The 21020-nt window shown below is 57.6% G+C and carries 16 protein-coding genes; 6 read left to right on the plus strand and 10 right to left on the minus strand.

The window, feature by feature from the left end:
* The first annotated feature begins 126 nt into the window (after positions 1–126).
* The 5 genes from CHB83_RS03890 to lysA all read left to right on the plus strand — a co-directional run bounded on the left by CHB83_RS03890 (position 127) and on the right by lysA (position 5823).
* Positions 127–858: an arylesterase gene (locus CHB83_RS03890; RefSeq protein WP_218823160.1), complete on the plus strand. Its 732-nt coding sequence runs from the start codon at positions 127–129 to the stop codon at positions 856–858.
* A gap of 448 nt (positions 859–1306) precedes the next feature.
* Positions 1307–2728, plus strand: a complete 1422-nt coding sequence (locus CHB83_RS03895; protein WP_089331767.1) for a carbohydrate-binding protein — start codon at positions 1307–1309, stop codon at positions 2726–2728.
* Between the two features lie 120 nt (positions 2729–2848).
* Positions 2849–3127, plus strand: a complete 279-nt coding sequence (locus CHB83_RS03900; RefSeq protein WP_045690087.1) for a hypothetical protein — start codon at positions 2849–2851, stop codon at positions 3125–3127.
* 142 nt (positions 3128–3269) lie between these two features.
* Positions 3270–4592 carry an aspartate kinase gene (locus CHB83_RS03905; protein WP_089331717.1) on the plus strand — a complete coding sequence of 441 codons (1323 nt, stop codon included), beginning with the start codon at positions 3270–3272 and terminating at the stop codon, positions 4590–4592.
* A gap of 88 nt (positions 4593–4680) precedes the next feature.
* Positions 4681–5823 (plus strand): diaminopimelate decarboxylase, encoded by a 1143-nt coding sequence (lysA, locus tag CHB83_RS03910; protein WP_089331718.1) that lies wholly within the window; start codon positions 4681–4683, stop codon positions 5821–5823.
* Positions 5824–5892: 69 nt separating this feature from the next.
* Here lysA and CHB83_RS03915 read toward each other — a convergent pair whose 3' ends face one another.
* Entirely contained in the window at positions 5893–7533 is a 1641-nt protein-coding gene (locus tag CHB83_RS03915; RefSeq protein ID WP_179225444.1) for an ArnT family glycosyltransferase, read from the minus strand.
* A 270-nt stretch (positions 7534–7803) separates the two neighbouring features.
* On the opposite strand from CHB83_RS03915, the gene CHB83_RS03920 reads away from it, so the two are divergent.
* Entirely contained in the window at positions 7804–9294 is a 1491-nt protein-coding gene (locus CHB83_RS03920) for an SDR family oxidoreductase (protein ID WP_089331720.1), read from the plus strand.
* A gap of 157 nt (positions 9295–9451) precedes the next feature.
* On the opposite strand, the gene CHB83_RS03925 is transcribed toward CHB83_RS03920, so the two are convergent.
* The 9 genes from CHB83_RS03925 to CHB83_RS03965 all read right to left on the minus strand — a co-directional run bounded on the left by CHB83_RS03925 (position 9452) and on the right by CHB83_RS03965 (position 21011).
* Complete coding sequence (locus CHB83_RS03925; protein WP_089331721.1) at positions 9452–10993, minus strand: aldehyde dehydrogenase family protein; 1542 nt, start codon at positions 10991–10993, stop codon at positions 9452–9454.
* An 89-nt stretch (positions 10994–11082) separates the two neighbouring features.
* Positions 11083–12135 (minus strand): class 1 fructose-bisphosphatase, encoded by a 1053-nt coding sequence (gene fbp / locus CHB83_RS03930; protein WP_045689135.1) that lies wholly within the window; start codon positions 12133–12135, stop codon positions 11083–11085.
* Between the two features lie 240 nt (positions 12136–12375).
* Complete coding sequence (locus CHB83_RS03935; protein ID WP_089331722.1) at positions 12376–12849, minus strand: nuclear transport factor 2 family protein; 474 nt, start codon at positions 12847–12849, stop codon at positions 12376–12378.
* Positions 12850–12874: 25 nt separating this feature from the next.
* Positions 12875–14236 carry an MFS transporter gene (locus CHB83_RS03940; RefSeq protein ID WP_045689137.1) on the minus strand — a complete coding sequence of 454 codons (1362 nt, stop codon included), beginning with the start codon at positions 14234–14236 and terminating at the stop codon, positions 12875–12877.
* Positions 14237–14309: 73 nt separating this feature from the next.
* Positions 14310–14966, minus strand: a complete 657-nt coding sequence (locus CHB83_RS03945) for a beta/alpha barrel domain-containing protein (RefSeq protein WP_089331723.1) — start codon at positions 14964–14966, stop codon at positions 14310–14312.
* Positions 14967–15021: 55 nt separating this feature from the next.
* Positions 15022–16032, minus strand: coding sequence for a sugar kinase (locus CHB83_RS03950; RefSeq protein ID WP_045689139.1), 1011 nt, complete (start codon positions 16030–16032; stop codon positions 15022–15024).
* Between the two features lie 75 nt (positions 16033–16107).
* The gene (gene uxaC, locus CHB83_RS03955) at positions 16108–17544 is read right to left on the minus strand and encodes a glucuronate isomerase (protein WP_089331724.1); all 1437 of its coding nucleotides are present in this window, start codon (positions 17542–17544) and stop codon (positions 16108–16110) included.
* Positions 17545–17768: 224 nt separating this feature from the next.
* Positions 17769–19421, minus strand: coding sequence for a UxaA family hydrolase (locus CHB83_RS03960; protein ID WP_089331768.1), 1653 nt, complete (start codon positions 19419–19421; stop codon positions 17769–17771).
* A gap of 57 nt (positions 19422–19478) precedes the next feature.
* A complete protein-coding gene (locus CHB83_RS03965) occupies positions 19479–21011 on the minus strand; it encodes a tagaturonate reductase (RefSeq protein ID WP_089331725.1) in 1533 nt (510 codons plus the stop codon).
* Between the last annotated feature and the right edge of the window lie 9 nt (positions 21012–21020).

Genomic DNA, 21020 nt, shown 5'->3' on the forward strand with positions numbered 1-21020 from the left:
GATGTAGGGCACGCCTTCGGAAGACAGATTAGGTTGGGAGTTGGGCCGACAGCAACTTGCTAGACGTTTCAACCACGCGGGTACCTTCTCCCGTTACGTACCAATCAGGAAAAGATTTCTTACCGCATGAAAACAGCTTCATTCTTCCTTCGCTGCTGGCTAGCACTTGCCATGCTGACCGGCTGCAATACGAACACCCAGCCGGCGACTGACCCGGCGGCTACTACCACCCCTCCCGCTGCGGCCACGCCAAGTACCCCGGCTACCCCACCGGCCATCGGCAAGCAAACCATTTTGTTTTTTGGTAACAGCATTACGGCGGGCCTAGGAGTCGATCCGGAGGAGGCCTTCCCCGCCTTAGTAGGCCAGAGGATAGATTCCGCCGGCCTGGGTTACACTATTCAGAATGCGGGCCTTAGTGGCGAGACTACGGCCGGTGGCCGCAGCCGTGTGGGCTGGGTACTGCGCCGCCCGGTAGCGGTGTTTGTGCTGGAACTCGGCGGCAACGACGGCCTACGGGGCCTCCCCCTTTCCGACACGCGCCGCAACTTGCAGGCCATCATCGACACTGTACGCCGCCGTAGCCCCCAGGCACAAATTGTGCTGGCCAGCATGCAAATTCCGCCCAACCTGGGCGCCGACTACGCTACGCAGTTCAAGCAACTCTACGCCGACTTGGCCCGGCAGAACAAGCTTGTTCTTATTCCTTTCCTGTTGGAAGGCGTGGGCGGGGTAGCCCGCCTGAATCAGCCAGATGGCATTCACCCCACGCCTGCCGGGCACCGCTTGGTAGCTCGCACCGTTTGGGCCATCTTGCAGCCTCTGCTGCAAAAACCAGCCGCTACCCAGCAGCCATAAGCTGAACTATGCACCAGGGGTGGCACACACTAGGCTGATAACAGAACCGGAGCTTCACTTGCTAGCCCTGAGACAAAACCAGGAACATAGCAAAATTCTAATCTAAAAGATTCGGGCTTTTACCTCAAAATTGGGTTGTTCTTTAACCGGTGAGTTCCCACTCACCTAACCCAGCTCTTACCTTCACCGTTGCCCACTAGTGGCTGTTTTAGGTGTGACATAAGTGTATAACCCTGTTGCCTGACGGCACTAAAAAGGCCTTCTACTACATGTAGAAGGGCTTTTTGTGTTTGCATTTGCAGTGCTTACGCCTGCATATTTGGAGAAGGCACGTTTTGAATTACGCAGTGCAGCGCTACTGCTTGCCGCTCTTCTCGCCGCTTAATACGGCCTGACGGGGCTTCACTTGTGCTACCCATTTGTTCTCTTTCCTACCAACCAAAACACCATGAAAAACACATTACGCACTCTTGTGGGCGCGGCGGCTCTGCTGCTCCGTCATTCCGCAGCCGAGGCGCAAACCTACCAGCAGGTTTGGGCCGATGAGTTCAACGGCAGCATTAGCCCCGATTGGGTATTTGAAACCGGCGGCGGCGGCTGGGGCAACAATGAGAAGCAATACTACCAGCGGGCCAATGCCACGGTAGCCAACGGCAACCTGCTCATCACGGCTAAGCGAGAAACCGTGGGCGGCATGACCTACACCTCCGCCCGCATGAAAACCCAGGGTACCCGGGAGTTTAAATACGGCAAAATAGAGGCCCGCATGAAGCTTCCGTTGGGTCAAGGGCTGTGGCCTGCCTTCTGGATGCTGGGCGCCAACATCAACACCGTCAGTTGGCCTGCCTGCGGCGAAATTGATGTCATGGAGCACATCAACGCCGAAAACAAAGTGTACGGCACGGTACACTGGGACAGCAATGGCCACGCCGAGTACGGGGGCAATATCATTACGACACCCCAGGACTACCATGTATATACCGTGGAGTGGAACGCCAGCGCTATTCGCTGGTTTGTGGATGGCACCAAGTACCACGAAATCAATATTGCCAACGGCACCGGCAACACGGAGGAGTTTCAGCGCCCTTTCTTTCTGCTACTGAACCTGGCCGTGGCGGGCAACTGGCCCGGCCAAACCGTGGATGAAAGCAAGCTACCGGCCACCATGTACGTAGACTACGTGCGGGTATACCAGCTTACTTCCTCGCCGCCTCCTACCACCTCCAGCACAACCATTCAGGCCGAAAGCTACAGCTCAATGAACGGAGTACAACTGGAAACCACTTCCGATACTGGTGGCGGGCAGAACGTGGCCTACATTGACCAGGGTGATTGGATGGCGTATAGCAACGTTACGTTTCCTACCTCCGGCACCTACACCATTGACTACCGCGTGGCTAGCCCATCCGGTGGTACGCTTTCTTCAGACCTGAATGCGGGCTCTATCCAGTTGGGAAATACGACCATTCCAGCTACGGGCGGTTGGCAAAACTGGACTACGGTTTCTAAGACGGTGAGCATCAATGCGGGCACCTACAATTTCGGGGTATTCGCCCAAACCGGCGGCTGGAACCTCAACTGGATTCGCATCACCAAAACTGCGGCCCGCACGGCCCTGGCCTCTACTGATGCTCAAGCCTCCGCTGACTTGAAGCTGTACCCAAATCCCGCAACCGACCAGCTACGCGTGGAGGCAGCCGGCAGCCTAACGGGTAGCCACTACCAGATTTTAGATGCCAGTGGCAAGACCGTGGGCACCGGAGCACTGCAATCTTCTACCGTCAATGTATCGGCACTGAAAGCCGGCATGTACTTGTTGCAAATTCAAACCAGCAAGGGCGAAATACTAACGCGCCGCTTTAGCAAGTAGGCCGTCCTGAGCAGGAAATTATTGCTCTACCCGGGGGTAAAGAGTGCCTTTGCTACTTCGATGGGCAGAGCTATTCTTTACCCCCTAGTAGTTTGATAAGGGCATGAAAACCCTACGCTTATGCAAGGCCGCTACGGGAAAATTTTGCCTGAGCCGCTGGTCTTTGCCACGAAAACGCTTTACTTGCGGCCGCAAATGGATGCCGCCGCCTCGTTTGGCACCGGTCCATTGCCCGAACATATGACTCTTGCTACTACCGTATGTACCTCTCGCCTAGCGCTGGCTGTTGCCAGCCCAGTAGGCGTGTGCGTACTGGTAAGCAAGGGTAGCAAGCACATGGCGGGCTCGTCCGCGGGCCTGCTGATGGTCAAGAAATCGAAGAAACGTAACCCGATCTGACCGTCGCACCTGTTCGTCGTACCCGAATCTGAATGTAAGCGCCGGTCCTCCCAGGATCGGCGCTTTTTTTTTACCCTTACTTGCTTTCGCCCGCAACCTCTTGGGCTTTTCACCGCCACTTACCTCCCGTTTTTCACCGTTTATGAAAGTTTTAAAGTTTGGCGGCACGTCCGTCGGGTCGGCGCAACGCATGCGCGAAGTAGCAGAGCTGATTCATGCCCCGCAGGAGCGCCGCATTGTGGTACTTTCGGCTATGTCGGGCACTACCAATGCGTTGGTGGAAATTGGCCGCCTGCTGTACGCCGGCGACACCGCTGCGGCCACGGCCAGCATTGAAGCCCTGCGCCAGCGCTACCACCAGGTAGCCAGCGAGCTGCTCCCCGACCCGGCCGTAGCCACGGAAGCCATTCAAGACCTCGATCAGCGGTTTGAAGCAGTGCGGGAACTGACGCACGCGCCGCTTTCTGCCGATGGGGAACGGGTAATTCTAGCCCAGGGTGAGCTGCTCAGCACCCTGCTCTTCCACCGCTACTACACCCGCGTGCTGGGCCGGTCGGCGGTGCTACTGCCAGCGCTGGACTTTATGCGCCTCGACCAAGACGAGGAGCCGGATGCGGCTTTCATTCGGGAACACCTGGCTACTACGCTGGCTCCGCATGCTGCGCAGTCGCTATTTATTACCCAGGGCTATATCTGCCGCAGTGCCCAAGGCCACATCGACAACCTAAAGCGCGGGGGTTCTGACTATTCGGCTTCCCTGATTGGGGCTGCTGCCGATGCTTCCGAAATCCAGATCTGGACGGACATTGACGGCTTGCACAACAATGACCCGCGCGTAGTGGAGGGCACCTACCCCATCCGGGAGCTGTCGTTCGACGAGGCCGCGGAGTTAGCCTACTTCGGGGCTAAGATTCTACACCCCAGTTCGGTGCTCCCCGCCCGCCAGCACGGCATTCCAGTGCGCCTGCTCAACACCATGCAGCCCGACGCACCCGGCACCCTTATTTCGGCTAAAACTGGCGCCGAAGCCATCAAGGCCGTTGCGGCGAAAGACGGTATTACGGCCATCAACGTGAAGTCGAGCCGTATGCTACTGGCCCACGGTTTCCTGCGCACCCTATTTGAGGTGTTTGAGCGGTACCGTACGTCCATCGACATGATTACAACTTCGGAAGTAGCCGTATCGCTTACTATCGACGATGCTACCCGCCTACCCCAGATTTTGGAGGAGCTACGCCGCTTCGGCACGGTGGAGGTAGACGAAAACCAGAGCATTATCTGCCTGGTGGGCAACCTGGAGCACGACGCCCACGGAGCCGCTAACCAAGCGTTTGCCGCCCTGCGCGACATTCCAGTGCGCATGATTAGCTACGGTGGCTCGCCTAACAACATCAGTATTCTGGTGCACACCAACGATAAAATGAGTGCCCTCAAGGCCCTCAATGCTGGCTTGTTTCAGCGGTAGTCCCATAGTATTCACTTCCAACCCCGCCTCACGTTGTGCGCAGGGCAGCTAGCGTGCTAGCGTTTGTTTTCGTCACCCGACTGTTGTCATGACTTTTCAACTTCCTGGGCAGCTGGCAACCCAGCCTACCCCTTTTTACTACTACGACCTTGCCCTGCTAGATCAGACCCTGACGGCTTTGCAAGCGGCCGCCCAACCGGGCAATTTTCAGGTGCACTACGCCCTGAAAGCAAATTTCAACCTGCCTATTTTGGCCCGCATCAAAGCCCACGGCCTGGGGGCCGACTGCGTGAGTGGTGGGGAAGTGCAACGCGCGTTGGAAGCGGGGTTCGCGCCCGACCACATCGTGTTTGCGGGGGTTGGCAAGTCTGATGCAGAAATCAACCTGGCCCTGGCCGCTGACATCTTCTGCTTTAATGCCGAATCGGTGCCGGAGTTGCAAGTGCTAAACGAACTAGCGGGGGGCCAGGGCCGCCGGGCGCGCGTGGCCCTGCGCATCAACCCTAACGTGGATGCGCATACCCACCCCCACATTACCACGGGTCTGGATGCCAATAAGTTCGGCATCAGCCTGCAAGACCTGGCCGGTGTGGTAGATAGCCTGGATAGCTTGCCGCACCTTGAGCTGGTAGGCCTGCACGCCCACATTGGCTCGCAGATTACGGAGCTGCACGTGTTTGCGGAGTTGAGCGCCAAGCTCAATGAATTGCAGAGCTGGCTGGAAGGCCGTGGCCACCAGCTACCCCACCTCAATGTGGGCGGCGGCCTGGGCATCAACTACCAAGACCCCGATGCGCAGCCCATCCCCGATTTTGCCGCCTACTTTGGCATGTTTACGCAGCACCTAGCTCGTCGCCCAGGCCAGCAGGTGCACGTGGAGTTGGGCCGGGCGGTGGTAGCGCAGTGCGGCACCTTGGTAAGCCGGGTGCTTTACGTGAAAGAAAGCCAGCAAGTGCGGTTCGCCATTCTTGATGCGGGCATGACGGAGCTGATTCGCCCGGCACTGTACGGTAGTCACCACCACATCCAGAACCTAAGCAGCCAGGGCGTGGCGCTACCCTACGATATCGTAGGTCCTATTTGTGAGTCGTCGGATACGTTTGCTAAGGGCACTCTCCTACCCGAAACCAAGCGTGGCGACCTGATTGCTATTCGTTCGGCTGGGGCCTACGGCGAGGTAATGTCTTCGGGCTACAATCTGCGGGAAAAGGCCGCTGCGGTCTACCAATAGCCGTTTCTGAGAATTAACAATAAAAAAGGCTAGGCGTATTGCCTGGCCTTTTTTGTGCTAGGGGTACGGCTACCACCAAACCGTCCACTTTCCTAATTTCTGCTGCTGGCTGAAGTAGCGCAGCATCCACTGGCGTTCCGGGCGCAGTTCGCCCTTCACGAGCAACACGGGGTGTTGTAGCAGCAAGCTACCGAGGTAAGGCTCCTGCCGGGCGTCTTGCAGGTAAATCAGGTTCCGGCGCCAGGTGTCATTGCGCTCAAACTGGGTTTCCCGCTGCAGGCTAGAGTTACCGTCGTGCAAAGAAACGGGTAGCTTCTCCAGCTCGAAGGCCAAGGATGGCAGCAACTCGTTGTACACCAGCACTTGGCGGGTTTGCAGTTGCTTAGCGCGGATGAACTCGGCTAGTGGCCTGCTGCCGTTGAATGCCAGCTCATTTTGCTGCATAATGGGCTTGGCCGTGAGCAGCAATGTCACTGTAAACACCACCGTGGCGACCAACAGGCGGGGCGCAATGCGCACTTGGTTCCAGAGCGTGAGTAGCAACACCAGTACCAGCACTCCGGCGGCGGGCCACACCGTTGTAATGGGCTTGACCTCAAAGCCCAGGTCAACTACCGTAGTGAAGATGGGCAGCACGCAAAGTAAGCCGAGCAGCAACCCGTAAAAGGCCACAATGCCCACGTACCACCGATGCAGTGCGGCTTCGGTGCAGCGCCCCAGGTAGTACACCGTGAGCAGCACTACCCCAGGAAATATGGGCAGCACGTACAGCAAGAGCTTGGATTTGGACAGTGAAAAGAACAGCAGCGGCACCAGCACCCAGAAAATCAGCACATTTTGCCACGGCCGAGGCACCGTACTCCAAGGCGTTTTGATGGCCCGTACAACCAGCGCTATGGCCCAGGGCAAGCTAGTAGCGGGAGCCAGCACGAGGTAAAACCACCAGGGCTTAGCTCGGTTGAAGGTGGCGGCGTTGGCAAAGCGCTCCACGGTGTGCTCAAACAAGAAATAGCGCAGAAAGGCCGAGTTTTCGGCTACTAGGTAGCTATACCAGCTGAGGCCTACCACCAGAAATAACCCCAGGCCCAGCCAATGATGCCCCGTAAAAGGCCGCCTGATTTGCCCCTGTTTGAAGTAGTGCCCAACTACTGCCATCAGGGGCAACACAAAGCCTACGGGGCCTTTGGTGAGGAAAGCTAGCCCCAGCCCTACCCAAAACAGGTATAGCCACCGGGCCCCGCCTCCCGCGTAGTAGCGCAGAATACCGTACGCAGCGGCCAACTCTAGCGTGGCCAAGTAAGCGTCGGTGGTGACGTTGAGGGCCGAGATAAGCACCACTGGCAGCGTGCCATAGATAACGGCCGCGGCCAGCGCCCGGGCCCGGTCTTGCTGAAATAGCAGCAGCCCAAGCCCATACATGAGCACTACTTGCAGCAGCACGGCCAACACGGGCAGCAAGCGTACGCCCAAGGTAGTTTTGCCGAACAGGCCCAGACCAGCCGCAGTAAGCCAATACGTGAGTGGGGGCTTGTGGAAGTGATAGATGCCTAGCAAGCGGGGGTGCAGCCAGTCCTGGCCGACTAGCATCTCACGCCCAATTTCCGAGTAGCGGGCCTCACTGCTTTCCAGCGGACCCCAGCTACCTAAGTTTAGCAAAAATGCCGCGCTCAATCCTAGAAGAAAAAGCCAGAGCCAGCGGCGGGAAGTCATGGGAAAAGGCATAAGGGGCAGCGCAGCTAGCAGGGTGAAACGGGGAGCAAAGTTAGCCACAAAGCTAGGCCGAAGTAAGGTTTGGCCCAGGTAGGGTGCCGGAATAGCGGCACCTAGTCTCTTAGGAGCACGGCTGAGCCTAGGCATGCTGCGTAGGTCAGGCACTACCCCTCGCTTAAGGCCGCACTACACAACTCAAAACTTACTCATAGTCAGCAACTAACCTGGCACTCACTGGTTACATGTGGCGTACCCACCTCGTCTGCTGCCATGAAAATTCTCCTTACCGGCGCCACTGGCTATATCGGTCAGCGCCTGCTGCCACTACTGGTAGAAATGGGTCACGAGGTGGTGTGCCTCGTGCGCGACCCGCGCCGCTTCGAGCTGCCTGCTGCTCTGGTTTCTCGCGTAACCGTAGCCGCCGGCGACCTGCTCAAGCCCGATTCGTTGGCCGCCCTACCGCTCGACATTGAGGCGGCGTACTATTTGGTGCACTCCATGAGTGGGCACGACAAGAACTTCTACCGCTCGGAGCAGGAATCGGCCCGGCACTTTACTACCTACCTCAACCGCACTACTGCCCGCCAAGTCATCTACCTATCGGGCATTGCCAACGACCGGGCCCTGAGCACCCACCTTCGCTCCCGCCGGGCAGTAGAGGCTGTGCTGGAAGAAGCCGAAACGGCGGCCCTCACGGTACTGCGCGCCAGCATCATCATTGGGTCGGGGTCGGCTTCCTTTGAGATTATCCGCGACCTAGTGGAAAAGTTGCCCGTGATGGTGACACCGCGCTGGCTGAACTCGCGCTGCCAACCCATCGGCATCCGCGACGTGATGCACTACCTCACGGCCGTGCTGGACAACCCGGCTGCGCTGGGCTGTTCCTTTGATGTTGGTGGCCCTGATGTGCTTACCTACCGCCAGATGCTGCTGCAACTAGCCGCTGTGCGGGGCTACCGCCGCTACATTGTGACGGTGCCAGTGCTCACGCCCCGCCTGTCGTCGTGGTGGCTGTATTTGGTTACCAGCACCACCTTTTCCTTGGCCCAAAGCCTAGTGGAAAGCCTGCGCAACGACACGGTAATGAACCCTACCCGCAGTATTGCCGCAGTGGTGCCGCACGCGTGCATGGGCTACCAGGCCGCCGTGGAACTGGCGTTTCAGCGCATTGAGCAGAACGAAGTGCTCAGCAGTTGGAGCGACGCTCTGAGTAGTGGCGTGATGCCCCGCAACTACATGGACCACATCCAGATTCCGCAGTACGGCTTGCTCACCGACCGCCAAACCCTGCGCTTTACCCGCCCCCTCCAGGAGGTGCTGCAAAATGTGTGGAGCATTGGGGGCGAGCGGGGCTGGTACAAGGTAGACTGGCTGTGGCGGGTGCGCGGCCTACTTGATAAGCTGGTGGGCGGCCCGGGGTTGCGGCGGGGGCGCCGCTCTCCTACCCGCCTCCGGGCCGGCGACCCGCTCGACTTCTGGCGCGTACTCGTTGCCGACCGCACGAGTCGCCGCCTACTGCTCTACGCCGAGATGAAACTCCCCGGTGAAGCGTGGCTACAGTTCCGCATTCTCGACAATCCCGACGGCTCTCACACCCTGGAGCAGTTGGCGGCCTTTCGTCCGCAGGGGGTAGCGGGGCGGCTGTACTGGTACTCGCTGGTACCGTTTCACTTCATCATCTTCCGGGGCATGATTGAGAACATCGTGCAATACGCCGCTCCCTCTTCAAAGCAACTTGCTTTGCAAGCTGCCAGGGCGTAGGCAAAGTGAAATGCTACTACAGCAAAAGCTACCCTCCCAAACGAAACGCAAAACGCGCAGTTTGAGAGGGTAGCTTTAGCATATCATCCTCCTGCTAGCTAGAGCAAGAACCTCAGCCCTTGGCTTTACTTAGAGTTAGAGTGAGCTGACCTTGGCTTTAGATTTTCTCAGGCAGCAGCAGAGCATCTTCGAAGTTACCCAGAATAGCTTTCTCGCCCTCAGTTACGGCCTCCACCAGCAGAGCCCCGCCCACAAAGGCACCCTTCCAGGATTCGCCCATGCCGCCGAACACCTCTTCCCGGTCGCCGCGGGAACGAAGCTTGTTGATTCCCATTTTAAAGGCGCGCACTTCCTTGGCCGTGCGCTGCGCCCACTTCTCATCGTCGGAAGCCAAGGCGCCCACTAGGGCTCCGTTTGAAATGTTCATCTCGCCTACCAGCTCCTCCACGCGGTCAACCAGCACAATGCTGTCGATGGGACCAAAGGGCTCCTTAAAGTACAGCTCGCTCTGGCGGGGCAGGTTGACTAGGGCCCGCGGCGCACGGTAGGCCGAACGGTCCTGGCCGGGCAGGAACAGGCTGTCGTCAAGCTTGCCTTCGTAGATGGGCGTAGCGCCAGTTTTCAGCGCGTCGGCGTAGAGACGGTCTAAGTCTTCAGCCTGGGCTTTGTTGATAACGGGACCAAACGCCAGCTCTGGCAGCTTGTCGTCGGGGCTGTCTACCAGCGTGGGGTTGCCCACTTTCAGTCCTTTAATAGTATTCCAGTAGGTTTCTACGAACTGCGGGAACAGGCTCCGCTCTACTACAAAGCGCACATAGGCCGTGCAACGCTGCTTGCCGTAGTCGTAACCCTTCTTGAGCTGATCAGAAAGACCATCCCAATCAGAGAAATTCCAGATGCCGTAGGTATTCACGCCTTCCATTTCCAGCATGTAGCGCTTATGCTCCTGGCTTAGTGCATCGGCAATGTTGCGTCCGTTGTAGCGCCCGCCCACGAAGGAGAGGCAGTCTACCGCATCATGTTTCACCAGTACGTCGCTCAGTTCGCCCCCCGAGCCGCTAACCAGCGTTACGGGCAGGCCACAGCGGCGAGCAATAGCAAAAGCTAGGCTTAGAGAAATAAAGCCTCCATCGGTAGGCGTCTTGGCAATAACGGCGTTGCCGCACAAGGCCTGCACTAGCACCGCATGCAGCAGCACCGACATGGGATAGTTCCAGGAAGCAATGTTGCTCACCAGGCCCAGGGGCTTGCGGTTGCCCAGCATGCTCTCAATGTTGTCTACGTACCATTGCACGCCATCAATAGCGCGGTCGATGTCGGTGAAACCCAGCTTGTAGGTTTTGCCGATTTCCCAGATCAGCAGCTTGCCAATCAGCTCTACGTGGGGGCGCAGTTGGTCGAGGCAGTCTTGCACGCGGCGTTTGCGCTCATCCAAATCCGTAGCGGCCCAGGCCCCAGCCTCTTTCTTCGCCGACTCCACAGCACGCAGGGCTACTTCCCGGCTGAGCATGGGCAGCGAACCAATTTCCGAGCCATCGACGGGCGAAATGAACGGGCGCGGCTTGCCGGGCTCTTGCCAGCGGCCTTCCAGCAGGTTCAGAAAACCTGTGCCGTCGGCAGTGAATATTTCGGGAGTAACATTCTTGGTTTGTTGCAGCAAAAAGCTGAACTCCACCTGTGGTGAAACGATTTTAGGCATGGCGAGGAGAGAAGCAGTCAGTTCTTAGTTTAGGAAATCCTGCTTCCTAAAGAGGATTATTTTGGATTTGTTTTGAACGCTGCCGCTAGTTACACCGCCGCCGTGGCTCCTGCAACTACCGGCTGCTCTTGCTCTACGGCGCCTACACTCTTGGTAAGCAGCAAGTTTACCATGCTGGAAGAACCTACAAACAACGGGGTGCGCTGGTGAAATTCTGTAGCCACAATATCCAAGATGGGCCCATGCTCCGATTCGGCAGTGCCACCGGCCTGCTCAATTAGGAAGGCTAGCGGGAAGGCTTCGTACAGCACGCGCAGCTTGCCACTAGGGTTTTTTGACGTGGGCGGGTACAAATAGATTCCTCCCGTGAGCAGGTTGCGGTGATAGTCTGCCACCAACGAGCCCACATAGCGGCCGCTTTGCCCCTGGCGCTTGCACTGCATCAGGTAGTCGCGCACGTATTGGGGGTAGTCGAACCAGTAGCCCTCGTTGCAGCTGAATACCGTACCAGAAGTAGGGATGCTAATGCTGGGGTGAGAAAGAAAGAATTCGCCCAAGGAGTTTTCGTAGGTGAACCCGGCTACCCCGTGGCCAGTGGTGTACACTAGCATGGTGCTGGAGCCGTACAGGATGTAGCCGGCCGCCACTTGGCGCCGCCCACCCTGCAAGAAATCCTCGCGCGTGGCGTCCTCTCCCACCGGCGACACCCGACGGTAGATGCTGAAAATGGTCCCGATGCTGATGTTGACATCAATATTAGAGGAGCCATCCAGCGGGTCAATAGCCACCACGTACTTGCCGTTGCAGTTACCGGTATGAATGATGTCGTCCTCTTCTTCGGATAGCACTGCGCACGCCTCACCGCCGTTGGTAAGAGCCCGAATGAAGCGGATGTTCGCTTCCACATCCAGCTTCTGCTGCGCCTCACCTTGCACATTCTGCTGGCCCATGGCCCCAATAATGCTGGTCAGGCCTGCCCGGTTTACTTCCCGGTTTACAATCTTGCCGGCCAACGCAATGTCGCGCAGCAACTGACTCAACTCACCAGTGGCAAACGGAAACTCGGCCTGTTTGCGCATAATGTAGCGTTCCAAGGTGGTTCCAACTGGCTGGGCTATAGCATTTTCCTTTGTAATACTCATGGCATGAACAGGATACGGTGAGGCCACCAGAATTGCGGCAGCATTCCGAGCGGGTAGTGGCCCCTAACTTCCACTTCCGCCCGAAAGCCGCCGCGTATTCTGTTGGATGAGCTGAATGATTTAGAAAGTAAGTCGTCGTTGAGGGCAGGAATGCACTGCCTGCGTTGGGCGTGCAGCACCCTTGGGTTTGCACAGGACCTCACTTCCTGAATTGGAAGCTACCAGTGTCCCGGCCTATAATTAGCTTTTGACTTCGGGCTGTTTCTGGGACTGCCAGAGCACTACCTGCCATCCCTTCTTGGGGTCCTTTATTTGCACTACCACGTATTTCAAATGGGCCAGATTGGGCGTGCCATCGGGCTTATTGGGCAGCGTGATGGTAATTGTACCGTTCACCACGGCGGCCTTACCGTCGTTGTACGCACGCACGTTCAGGGTTTCCACGTCGATTTTATCGTACTGGCTTTTTCCGTCGCGGATGCTTTGGATATACTCCTGCTTGTTGTTTTGCTTGCCGTTGGAATGGGTGTACACCAAGTCGTCGGCAAAAACCTTTTCAAGAATGGTGTAATCCTTTTTCACCTGAGCCTCAAACCGTTGACGCTCCAATGCTTCTACCTGTTTGACAGCCGCAACATCATTTTTGGATTGGGCAAAGGCAAGGATAGGCAGGGCCAGCCACAGCAGGGCCAGCAACACATGGTTCTTTTTCATAGCTCAGAAAGACGAAAGCAGGAGGTTATTCCGCGGCCGAGGTGGTACTATCTAGGTCAATTTGCTTCATGCGGGGCGCCAGGAAGTGCATCAGCACCCAGGCCAGCAGGTAGGCCCCGCCGCAAATCCAGAACATGATGAAGTAAGCTTTGTCGAGTTGCCCGATGCTTTCGTAGTACACAAACATGCGCTTCTGCACCAAGGCCGAAAGCAGAATGCCTCCTAGTCCGCCGGCCATGCCGCCAATGCCCGTAACCGAAGCCACGGCCCGCTTCGGGAACATGTCCGATACGGTGGTGAAGATATTGGCGCTCCAAGCCTGGTGTGCCGCCGCCGCAATACCAATCACCAGCACGGCCAGCCACATATTGATCTGCCCGAGCTGCTGGGCAAACACGATGGGGAACACGCAGAGAGCAATGAGGAGCATGCTGATTTTGCGAGCCTTGAATGCGGGCCAGCCATTCTTGATGAAGTTCATGGGAATCCAGCCGCCCCCAATGCTACCTATACTAGACAGCACGTACACCATGGCTACGGGTACGGCCACTTCGGTACCTTTCAAGCCGTACTGCTTATTGAGGAAGTCGGGCAACCAAAACAGGTAGAACCACCAGATGGGGTCGGTCAGGAACTTGCCAAGCACGAAGCCCCAGGTTTGGCGGAAAGTCAGCAGCTTGAACCACGACACCTTGGGTTTGGTCTCTATAGAGGCGGCCGCCAGATCATCTACGTCGCTGTGAATGTAGTCGAACTCAGCTTTAGTCAATTTGGCGTGGCGTGCAGGCACCTCGTAGAGCATAAACCACAGCACCAGCCACACAAAGCCAAGCGCGCCCGTGATGACGAAGGCCCACTGCCAGCCGATTGTCTCGGCAATGAGGGGCACCGTCAGCGGGGCAATAATAGCGCCCACGTTGGACCCTGAGTTGAAAATACCCGTAGCCAAGGCGCGCTCCTTCTGCGGAAACCACTCGGCGGTGGTTTTGATGGCCGCCGGGAAGTTGCCGGCTTCCGTTACGCCCAAAAAGGCACGGGCAACGCTAAAGCCCAGGGTACTACTCACAAAGGCATGCCCAATGGCCGACAGGCTCCACAGGAAGGTAGATACGGCATACCCCATCTTGGTACCAAGCTTGTCGATTACGCGGCCTACCCCAAGCATACCCAAGGAATAGGCTAGCTTAAAGGCAATTTCAATGTTGGCGTAGTCGCCGGCATTCCAGCGAAACTCGGTTTCCAGGTAAGGCTTAAGCAGGGATATAACAGCCCGGTCGAGGTAGTTTACCGTGGTGGCAAAGAACACCAAGGAACAGATGGTCCAGCGGTATTTGCCAATGCTAGTGGCCGTGGGAGTGGCCGCAACAGCGGGTGGGGATTGTATCATCGAATTCAGGAAAATTCGGTGGGAGATACTATGAAAAGGCAACGGTCATCGCCCAAGCAGCAGAGTGGGGTTCCTACTTTTTAAGCGTGCCTACAAAGGCGAGCAGGCTGGCAATTTGCTGGCGCAGCGCCTCAGTATCGTCGGCATTCTTGAATAGCTGGGAGCCCATCCCAACCACGTTGATGCCGGCCTGAAACCACTCGCGCAAGCTTTCTTCCGTGGGCTCTACTCCACCCGTTACCATAAGTGGCACGGTAGGCATAGGGCCGCGCAGGCTTTTGATGAAGCCCGGCCCAACTACATTGCCCGGAAATATCTTCACAATGGCCGCTCCTAGTTGGGTAGCCCGGTATACTTCTGCCACCGTCATGGTGCCGGGCAGCCAAGGCGTGCCATGCTGTCGGCATACCTCCGCTACCTCTTCCGTTAAGCACGGCTGTACCACAAAGGCCGCACCGGCCTGAATAAACCGCTCCGCATCGGCGGCGGTGTAAATAGTGCCAATGCCGAGGAGCATGTCCGGGCAGTTTTCGTGCGCAAAGGCTACTAGCTCGGTAAACACGTCAAAAGCATTGGCGCCACGGTTTGTAAACTCGAAGACGCGTAGTCCGCCCGCGTAGCAGGTTTCCAAGATACGCTTGGCGTAAGCGGCATCGGCATGATAGAACACCGGTACTACGGGGTAGCGCAGCACGGTTTCCAGGGCGTCGGCAGATAAAATTCGGGACATGGAAGGAAGATAGAACCCAAGGGCGCAGCCCCCAGGCAATGGAGTTCAGAGTGAGTTAGCGCAGCAAACGGCCGGTCGTGTTGCCCGCCATGATGTGCTCGACTTCGGCCGCTGTCACTAAGTTGATGTCGCCGGAAATGGTGTGCTTGAGGGCGGAAGCGGCCGTAGCGAAGGTAAGAGCCTCCGTAACGGTAGAATAGGTCAGTTGTCCGTAGATAAAGCCCGAAATGAAGGAGTCGCCTCCACCAATGCGGTCTACCACAGGGTTGATGTCAAAGTCCTCCGTTTCGTAATAGTCGCCTTCCACGTATGCCAGGCCGCGAATTCGCTCATGCGAAGCGCTTTGGGTGTTGCGGCGGGTAGCAATTACCTGCTTGATCTGGGGAAAACGCTGCACTAGTTGCTGGCTCATCGACACGAAGCTGTTTTCGGCGCCGGCTTCGGCTTTGATGCCAAACAAGTCCTCGGCATCGCCTTCGGTGCACACTACCATGTCGCAGCCGGCTACTAGCTCAGGCATCACGTCTTGGGCACGCTGCCCATACTGCCACAGGTTGCGGCGGTAGTTCACGTCGGCCGACACGGTGAGCCCCAGGCGGCGAGCGGCGGCAATGGCCTCTTTAGTAGCCTGCGCGGCCGTAGCCGAAATGGCGGGCGTGATGCCCGTCCAGTGCAGCCACTGGGCATTTCCTAGAATCTTGTCCCAATCAAACCACTCGGGTTGCAGGTTGGCAAAGGCAGAATCGTACCGGTCGTAAACGATGCGGCTCGCGCGCAACGACGCGCCTACTTCTAGGAAGTAGAGCCCCAGGCGCTGGCCTTGAAATACGCAGTGCTGCATATCCACGCCGTGGTGCTGAAAATGCTGCGCCGCTGCGTGCCCTACGGCATTATCAGGAAAGCAGCCGGCGTGGGCAGCCGGCATGCCTAAGTACGCTAGTGCCGCAGCCACGTTAGCATCCCCGCCACCGTAGGTAATATCCAACGAGTGTGCCTGCGACAACCGCAAATTTTGCGGCGGGGAAAGCCGCATCATGATTTCACCAAAGGTGACAACTTGCTTCATGGAGGAAGGAGAGAATCGTGTTGACCATTCTGCAGCGGCTGGCGCCCCCGAACGGTCTACCAGGAACGAGCGGGGCTATACTACCGCAGTTTCAATGGGCGCCGCCACGGTAGCGAAACCGAAGTACTCTTTGGCGTTGCCGTAGCAGATGTTCTGCACAATACCACCGAGCAGTTCCAGGTCTTCGGGCAGCTCGCCGTTTTCCACGTCGTTGCCGAAGAGGTTGCACAGCACGCGACGGAAGTACTCATGGCGCGGGTACGAGAGGAAGGAGCGCGAGTCGGTGAGCATGCCTACAAAGCGGCTTAGCAGGCCCATATTCGAGAGGGCGTTGATCTGCTTTTCCATGCCATCCTTCTGGTCCAGGAACCACCAGCCCGAGCCGAACTGCACCTTGCCTGCTACTGAGCCGTCGTTGAAGTTGCCAATCATGGTGGCAATCAGCTCATTATCGGCCGGATTCAGATTATAGATAATGGTTTTGGCTAGCTTATCCTGCTCATCGAGGCGGTTGAGGAAGGAAGAAAGAGCACGCCCCTGGGCGAAGTCACCAATAGAATCCCAGCCCGTATCGGGGCCGAGCTGGCGCAGCATGCGAGCGTTATTGTTGCGCAGTGCCCCCAGGTGAAACTGCTGGGTCCAGCCTTTCTCCCAGTCCATCTCCGCCAGCAAGACCAGCATGGCCGATTTGAACTGCAGTATTTCCTGCTCGCTCAGCGCCTGCCCACCCCGCACGCGGGAGAAGATCGTGCTGATTTCGGCCTCAGTGTACGCAGCCGCGTAGATTTGCTCTAACCCGTGGTCGGAAAGACGGCACCCAAGGGTAGCGAAAAAGTCGTGGCGCTGGCGCAGGGCGGCTTCCAAGTCGGCGAAGGTGCGAATGTCTACCCCCGCTGCTTGCCCCAACTTGTCGAGGTAAGCGTTGTAGCTGGCAGCATCCTCAGGGGCCATTGCCTTATCGGGGCGGAAGGTAGGCAGCACTTGCACCTCAAAGTCGGTTTCCTGGAGGGCACGGTGGTACTCCAAAGAATCGGCGGGGTCGTCGGTAGTGCATAGGGTTTCCACGTTCATCTTGCGCAGCAGGTTCTGCACGGAGTACTCGGGCGTACGCAGCAGCGCGTTACACTGGTCGTAGATGCGGCGGGCGCTGTCTTTGTTCAGTAGCTCCGTGATGCCGAAGTAGCGCTGCAATTCCAGGTGGGTCCAGTGGTACAAAGGATTGCGCACCGTCTGTGGCACCGTTTCGGCCCACTTCTCAAACTTTTCCCAATCGGAGGCATCCCCGGTGATGTAACGCTCTGGTACGCCATTGGTGCGCATAGCCCGCCACTTATAATGGTCGCCGTAGAGCCACACCTGCGTGATAGTATCAAACTGCTTGTCTTGCGCAATTTGGTCGGGCAGCAGGTGGTTGTGGTAGTCGATGATGGGCATCTGCTTGGCATACTCGTGGTAGAGTGTGCTGGCCGTGGCCGTTTGCAGCAGGAAGTCGTGGTTGAGGAATGGCTTCATGGTCAACTAAGATGGTTGGGTAGCCCTCAGAAGCGGGTATGGGTAGTGAGTAAAGGTATCCAGATGCGGGCAGCTTCTGACCAGTTTAGAACCGTATTCCCTTGGTTTTTTAACGGAAACGATTACGGTAGGTGCGCCGCCGGAAGGCAGTGGTTTAAGGCGCTTACTAAAGCGAGCGACAGGCTAGTTTTGGCAAGCGCCCCAAACAAGGTGAAAGCTGGGTATTACAGAGAAACTCCGCGTTTCCACGGAATAAAGTCGGTTTGGCCGTGGCGCACGGCGGCAACTTCCTCACCACTGGCTACACGAACCACGTAGTCCAGAATTCGCTCCCCGGCCTGCTCAATAGTTTCTTCCCCGTCGATGACGGTACCGGTGTTCAAGTCAATGATATCGGGCATGCGCTTGGCCAAGGCCGTGTTGCTCGAAATCTTAACCACGGGTGCAATGGGGTTGCCGGTGGGCGTGCCCAGGCCAGTAGTGAACAGTACTACCGTGGCCCCCGAGCCTACCTCCGCCGTGGTTGACTCCACGTCGTTGCCGGGAGTACACAGCAGGTTGAGCCCCGGCTGGGTTACCGGCTCGGGGTAGTCGAGCACGGCTACCACGGGCGAGGAGCCGCCCTTGCGCGCCGCTCCCGCCGACTTCATGGCGTCGGTAATAAGGCCGTCGCGAATGTTGCCCGGCGAAGGATTCATATCGAAGCCAGATCCCACGGCCACGGCCGAGTCTCCGTAGGCTTTCATGAGGGAGCTGAACCGCTCGGCGGTGGCCGTATTTACGCTACGGTCTACCAGCTCCTGCTCTACCCCGCACAGCTCCGGAAACTCAGCCAGGATAACGGAGCCCCCTAAAGCCACAAGCAAGTCCGACACGTGACCCACGGCTGGGTTAGCCGAGATACCCGAAAAACCATCGGAGCCGCCGCACTCCAGCCCAATGCAAAGCTTGCTCAGTGGCGCTGGCTGGCGCGTCTGCTGATTAGCCAACATCAGGCCCGCAAAGGTTTGGCGCAGGGCAGTGCTCACCAGGGCTTCTTCGGTGCCTATTTTCTGCTGCTCCAGAATGTAAAGCGGCTTCTGGAAATTGGAGCTGCGCTTGTTAATTTCGTCCTGCAACATGCTCACCTGCGCGTTTTGGCAGCCCAAGCTCAGTACCGTAGCACCAGCCACGTTGGGGTGCGTAATGTAGCCGGCCAGTAGTCCGCACAGGGTTTGAGCATCTTGGCGGATACCGCCGCAGCCCCCCTCGTGGCTTAAAAACCGGATGCCGTCTACGTTCGGAAATAGCTTGGGCTTGTGCTGGCCGTTCTCCGCCGAGTGCAGGTCCGTGGCCAGAATTTCTTCTACCGACTTGCCAGCTTGCATCAGCGAAATCAGCTCCTGGGTTTGGGGCTGGTAGCTCTTGCGGCGGGCGTAGCCAAGGTCATTTACCAGGGCTTCTTCTAGCACCTGAATATTGCGGTTTTCGCAGAATACCAGTGGAATCACCAGCCAGTAGTTGGCCGTGCCTACGCTGCCATCGGCGCGGTGAAAGCCCATAAACGTGCGTTCCTGCCACTTGCTTACGTCGGGCACGGGCCACTCGGCGCGGCGCTGGTGGTGCTCGTCGTAGCTGTCGGTAGCGTGGCGCATGTTGCCAGTCGTGAGCAACCCACCTACCCCAATGGCTTCGCGGGCTTTACCTACCAGCACCCCATACATATGCACGGGGTCGCCGGGAGCGAGAAATTGCAACGCCAGTTTGTGCTTGGCCGGTATCTTTTCGGTAGTCGTGACGGTGATGCCATCCCACGTGACGGGCGTGCCAATGGGCAGGTCCGTGAGGGCTACCAGCACGTTATCGTCGGGGTGAATTTTGGCTACCAAATGTTTCATTGGAGTATTTTCTAAAGTGATGTTCTGACCGTACAACTTTTCCGGGAGAGGATGAGTTTACACGGCCACATTTTGCGCCACAGTGCGGTTAAGCGTGTGGGCGACGGTAGTACGGGCGCCGTGCTCAAGGATTTTTTCCAGGTAGCGCGTTACGCCAGCCGTAAACCCAGGTAGCGCCGACAAGTCGTGGCCCCACAAGGCTTGGTTTTTCAGCACAGTGCGGGTGAGTTCTGCGGGTTCCAGGCGGGCCCACAGGTCGGCGAAGTAGCCCGCCTTGTCGTCCTGAATTTCATAGGACTGGCCGTTTGCCTCCCCATACCACGTGCCTCCCTCCTGCCGGGTAGCGCGCATAAAGCTTAGGTAAGCGGCAAAGCCCAAGGCCATGTAGTGTGGTACCGCCTTCAGCTTCTGATAATAATGCAGCAGCGTGGGCACGTTACGCATCTGCATTTTGGCCGTGTAGTTCATGGAAATGGACAGCCACCGGTGCTCAATGGATGGGTTGCGAAACCGGTCGAGCACTTGCATGCCGAAGCGCTGTCCCATTTTTTCGTCTACCTGATAGGGAATGCCGGGTAGCAAATCTGCCAGCATCAGGTTGTGCACAAAGCCTGCTAGGTTGGCATCTTCCATGGCCTCGCGCACCGTAGTAAAGCCCGCCAAATGAGCCAAGCCGCAGCTCAGGGTGTGGGTACCGTTCAGCAGGCGAAGCTTCAGCTCCCGAAACAGGTTGATGTCAGGCTGAACAATCACGCCAGCATCTACCTGCTCAAACGACAGAATCTCCTTAACCCGGGCGTCGCCCTCAATGGCCCAGAGCGTATATACCTCCGACATAGTCAGCAACTCATCTTCGTAGCCCAGCTCAGCGGCCAGGACGGCCTGGGTAGCCTTGTCAGGGCGGCCAGGCACAATGCGGTCTACCAGGGAGTTGCACACCTGGTTGGCCGTTTCCAGCCAGTCGATGAACTCTGCGTCCAAGCCGTTGCGGTGCGCTTGCTCCAGCAAAATGGCTTCCAGCTTGGTTCCATTATCCGGAATTAGCTCGGTAGGGACAATGACGAGACCTTTGTCCTTGGCGCCCGCAAAGGCACGGTAGCGGGCCAACAGAAACGCAAGCAGCTTGCCGGGAAACGACTGGGGCGGGCTCTGGCTAATGTCGTCCGACACGAGCTGAATGCCGACTTCCGTGGTATTAGAAAGTACCACTTGCAGGTCTGGATTGGCCGCGCAGGCCAAGATGTCGGCCCACTGGCTTTTCGCCGACAACACCCGGCTGATGGCCGAGCAAACGACGTTTTCGGATATCTCACGGCCGTCCTCAATGCCACGGATGCCGAGCGTGTACAGACCATCTTGGCGGGTAAACGCATCAATGTCACCACCGTCGGTGCTTTTCACAACGACAATGCGGCCGTTGAAAACACCTTGGCGGTTCGCCTTGTCAATGAGGTAGTCAGGCAGGCCGCGCAGCAGCACGCCCGTACCAAATTGAAGAACTTTCTCGGGGAGTTCCAGCAGAGCGGATGAGGGCAGCGCAACGGTGGTTGCGGGCGCTTGGGAAACCAGGTGTCGGGATAAGTGCGGCATGGTTAAAAC

The organism is Hymenobacter mucosus, assembly GCF_900188255.1.
Classification (GTDB): Bacteria; Bacteroidota; Bacteroidia; order Cytophagales; family Hymenobacteraceae; genus Hymenobacter; species Hymenobacter mucosus.

Coding starts and splice junctions, on each gene's coding strand:
- CHB83_RS03890 (WP_218823160.1), top strand. CDS start 127: ATGAAAACAGCTTCATTCTTCCTTCGCTGCTGGCTAGCACTTGCCATG.
- CHB83_RS03895 (WP_089331767.1), top strand. CDS start 1,307: ATGAAAAACACATTACGCACTCTTGTGGGCGCGGCGGCTCTGCTGCTC.
- CHB83_RS03900 (WP_045690087.1), top strand. CDS start 2,849: ATGCAAGGCCGCTACGGGAAAATTTTGCCTGAGCCGCTGGTCTTTGCC.
- CHB83_RS03905 (WP_089331717.1), top strand. CDS start 3,270: ATGAAAGTTTTAAAGTTTGGCGGCACGTCCGTCGGGTCGGCGCAACGC.
- lysA (WP_089331718.1), top strand. CDS start 4,681: ATGACTTTTCAACTTCCTGGGCAGCTGGCAACCCAGCCTACCCCTTTT.
- CHB83_RS03915 (WP_179225444.1), bottom strand. CDS start 7,533: ATGACTTCCCGCCGCTGGCTCTGGCTTTTTCTTCTAGGATTGAGCGCG.
- CHB83_RS03920 (WP_089331720.1), top strand. CDS start 7,804: ATGAAAATTCTCCTTACCGGCGCCACTGGCTATATCGGTCAGCGCCTG.
- CHB83_RS03925 (WP_089331721.1), bottom strand. CDS start 10,993: ATGCCTAAAATCGTTTCACCACAGGTGGAGTTCAGCTTTTTGCTGCAA.
- fbp (WP_045689135.1), bottom strand. CDS start 12,135: ATGAGTATTACAAAGGAAAATGCTATAGCCCAGCCAGTTGGAACCACC.
- CHB83_RS03935 (WP_089331722.1), bottom strand. CDS start 12,849: ATGAAAAAGAACCATGTGTTGCTGGCCCTGCTGTGGCTGGCCCTGCCT.
- CHB83_RS03940 (WP_045689137.1), bottom strand. CDS start 14,236: ATGATACAATCCCCACCCGCTGTTGCGGCCACTCCCACGGCCACTAGC.
- CHB83_RS03945 (WP_089331723.1), bottom strand. CDS start 14,966: ATGTCCCGAATTTTATCTGCCGACGCCCTGGAAACCGTGCTGCGCTAC.
- CHB83_RS03950 (WP_045689139.1), bottom strand. CDS start 16,032: ATGAAGCAAGTTGTCACCTTTGGTGAAATCATGATGCGGCTTTCCCCG.
- uxaC (WP_089331724.1), bottom strand. CDS start 17,544: ATGAAGCCATTCCTCAACCACGACTTCCTGCTGCAAACGGCCACGGCC.
- CHB83_RS03960 (WP_089331768.1), bottom strand. CDS start 19,421: ATGAAACATTTGGTAGCCAAAATTCACCCCGACGATAACGTGCTGGTA.
- CHB83_RS03965 (WP_089331725.1), bottom strand. CDS start 21,011: ATGCCGCACTTATCCCGACACCTGGTTTCCCAAGCGCCCGCAACCACC.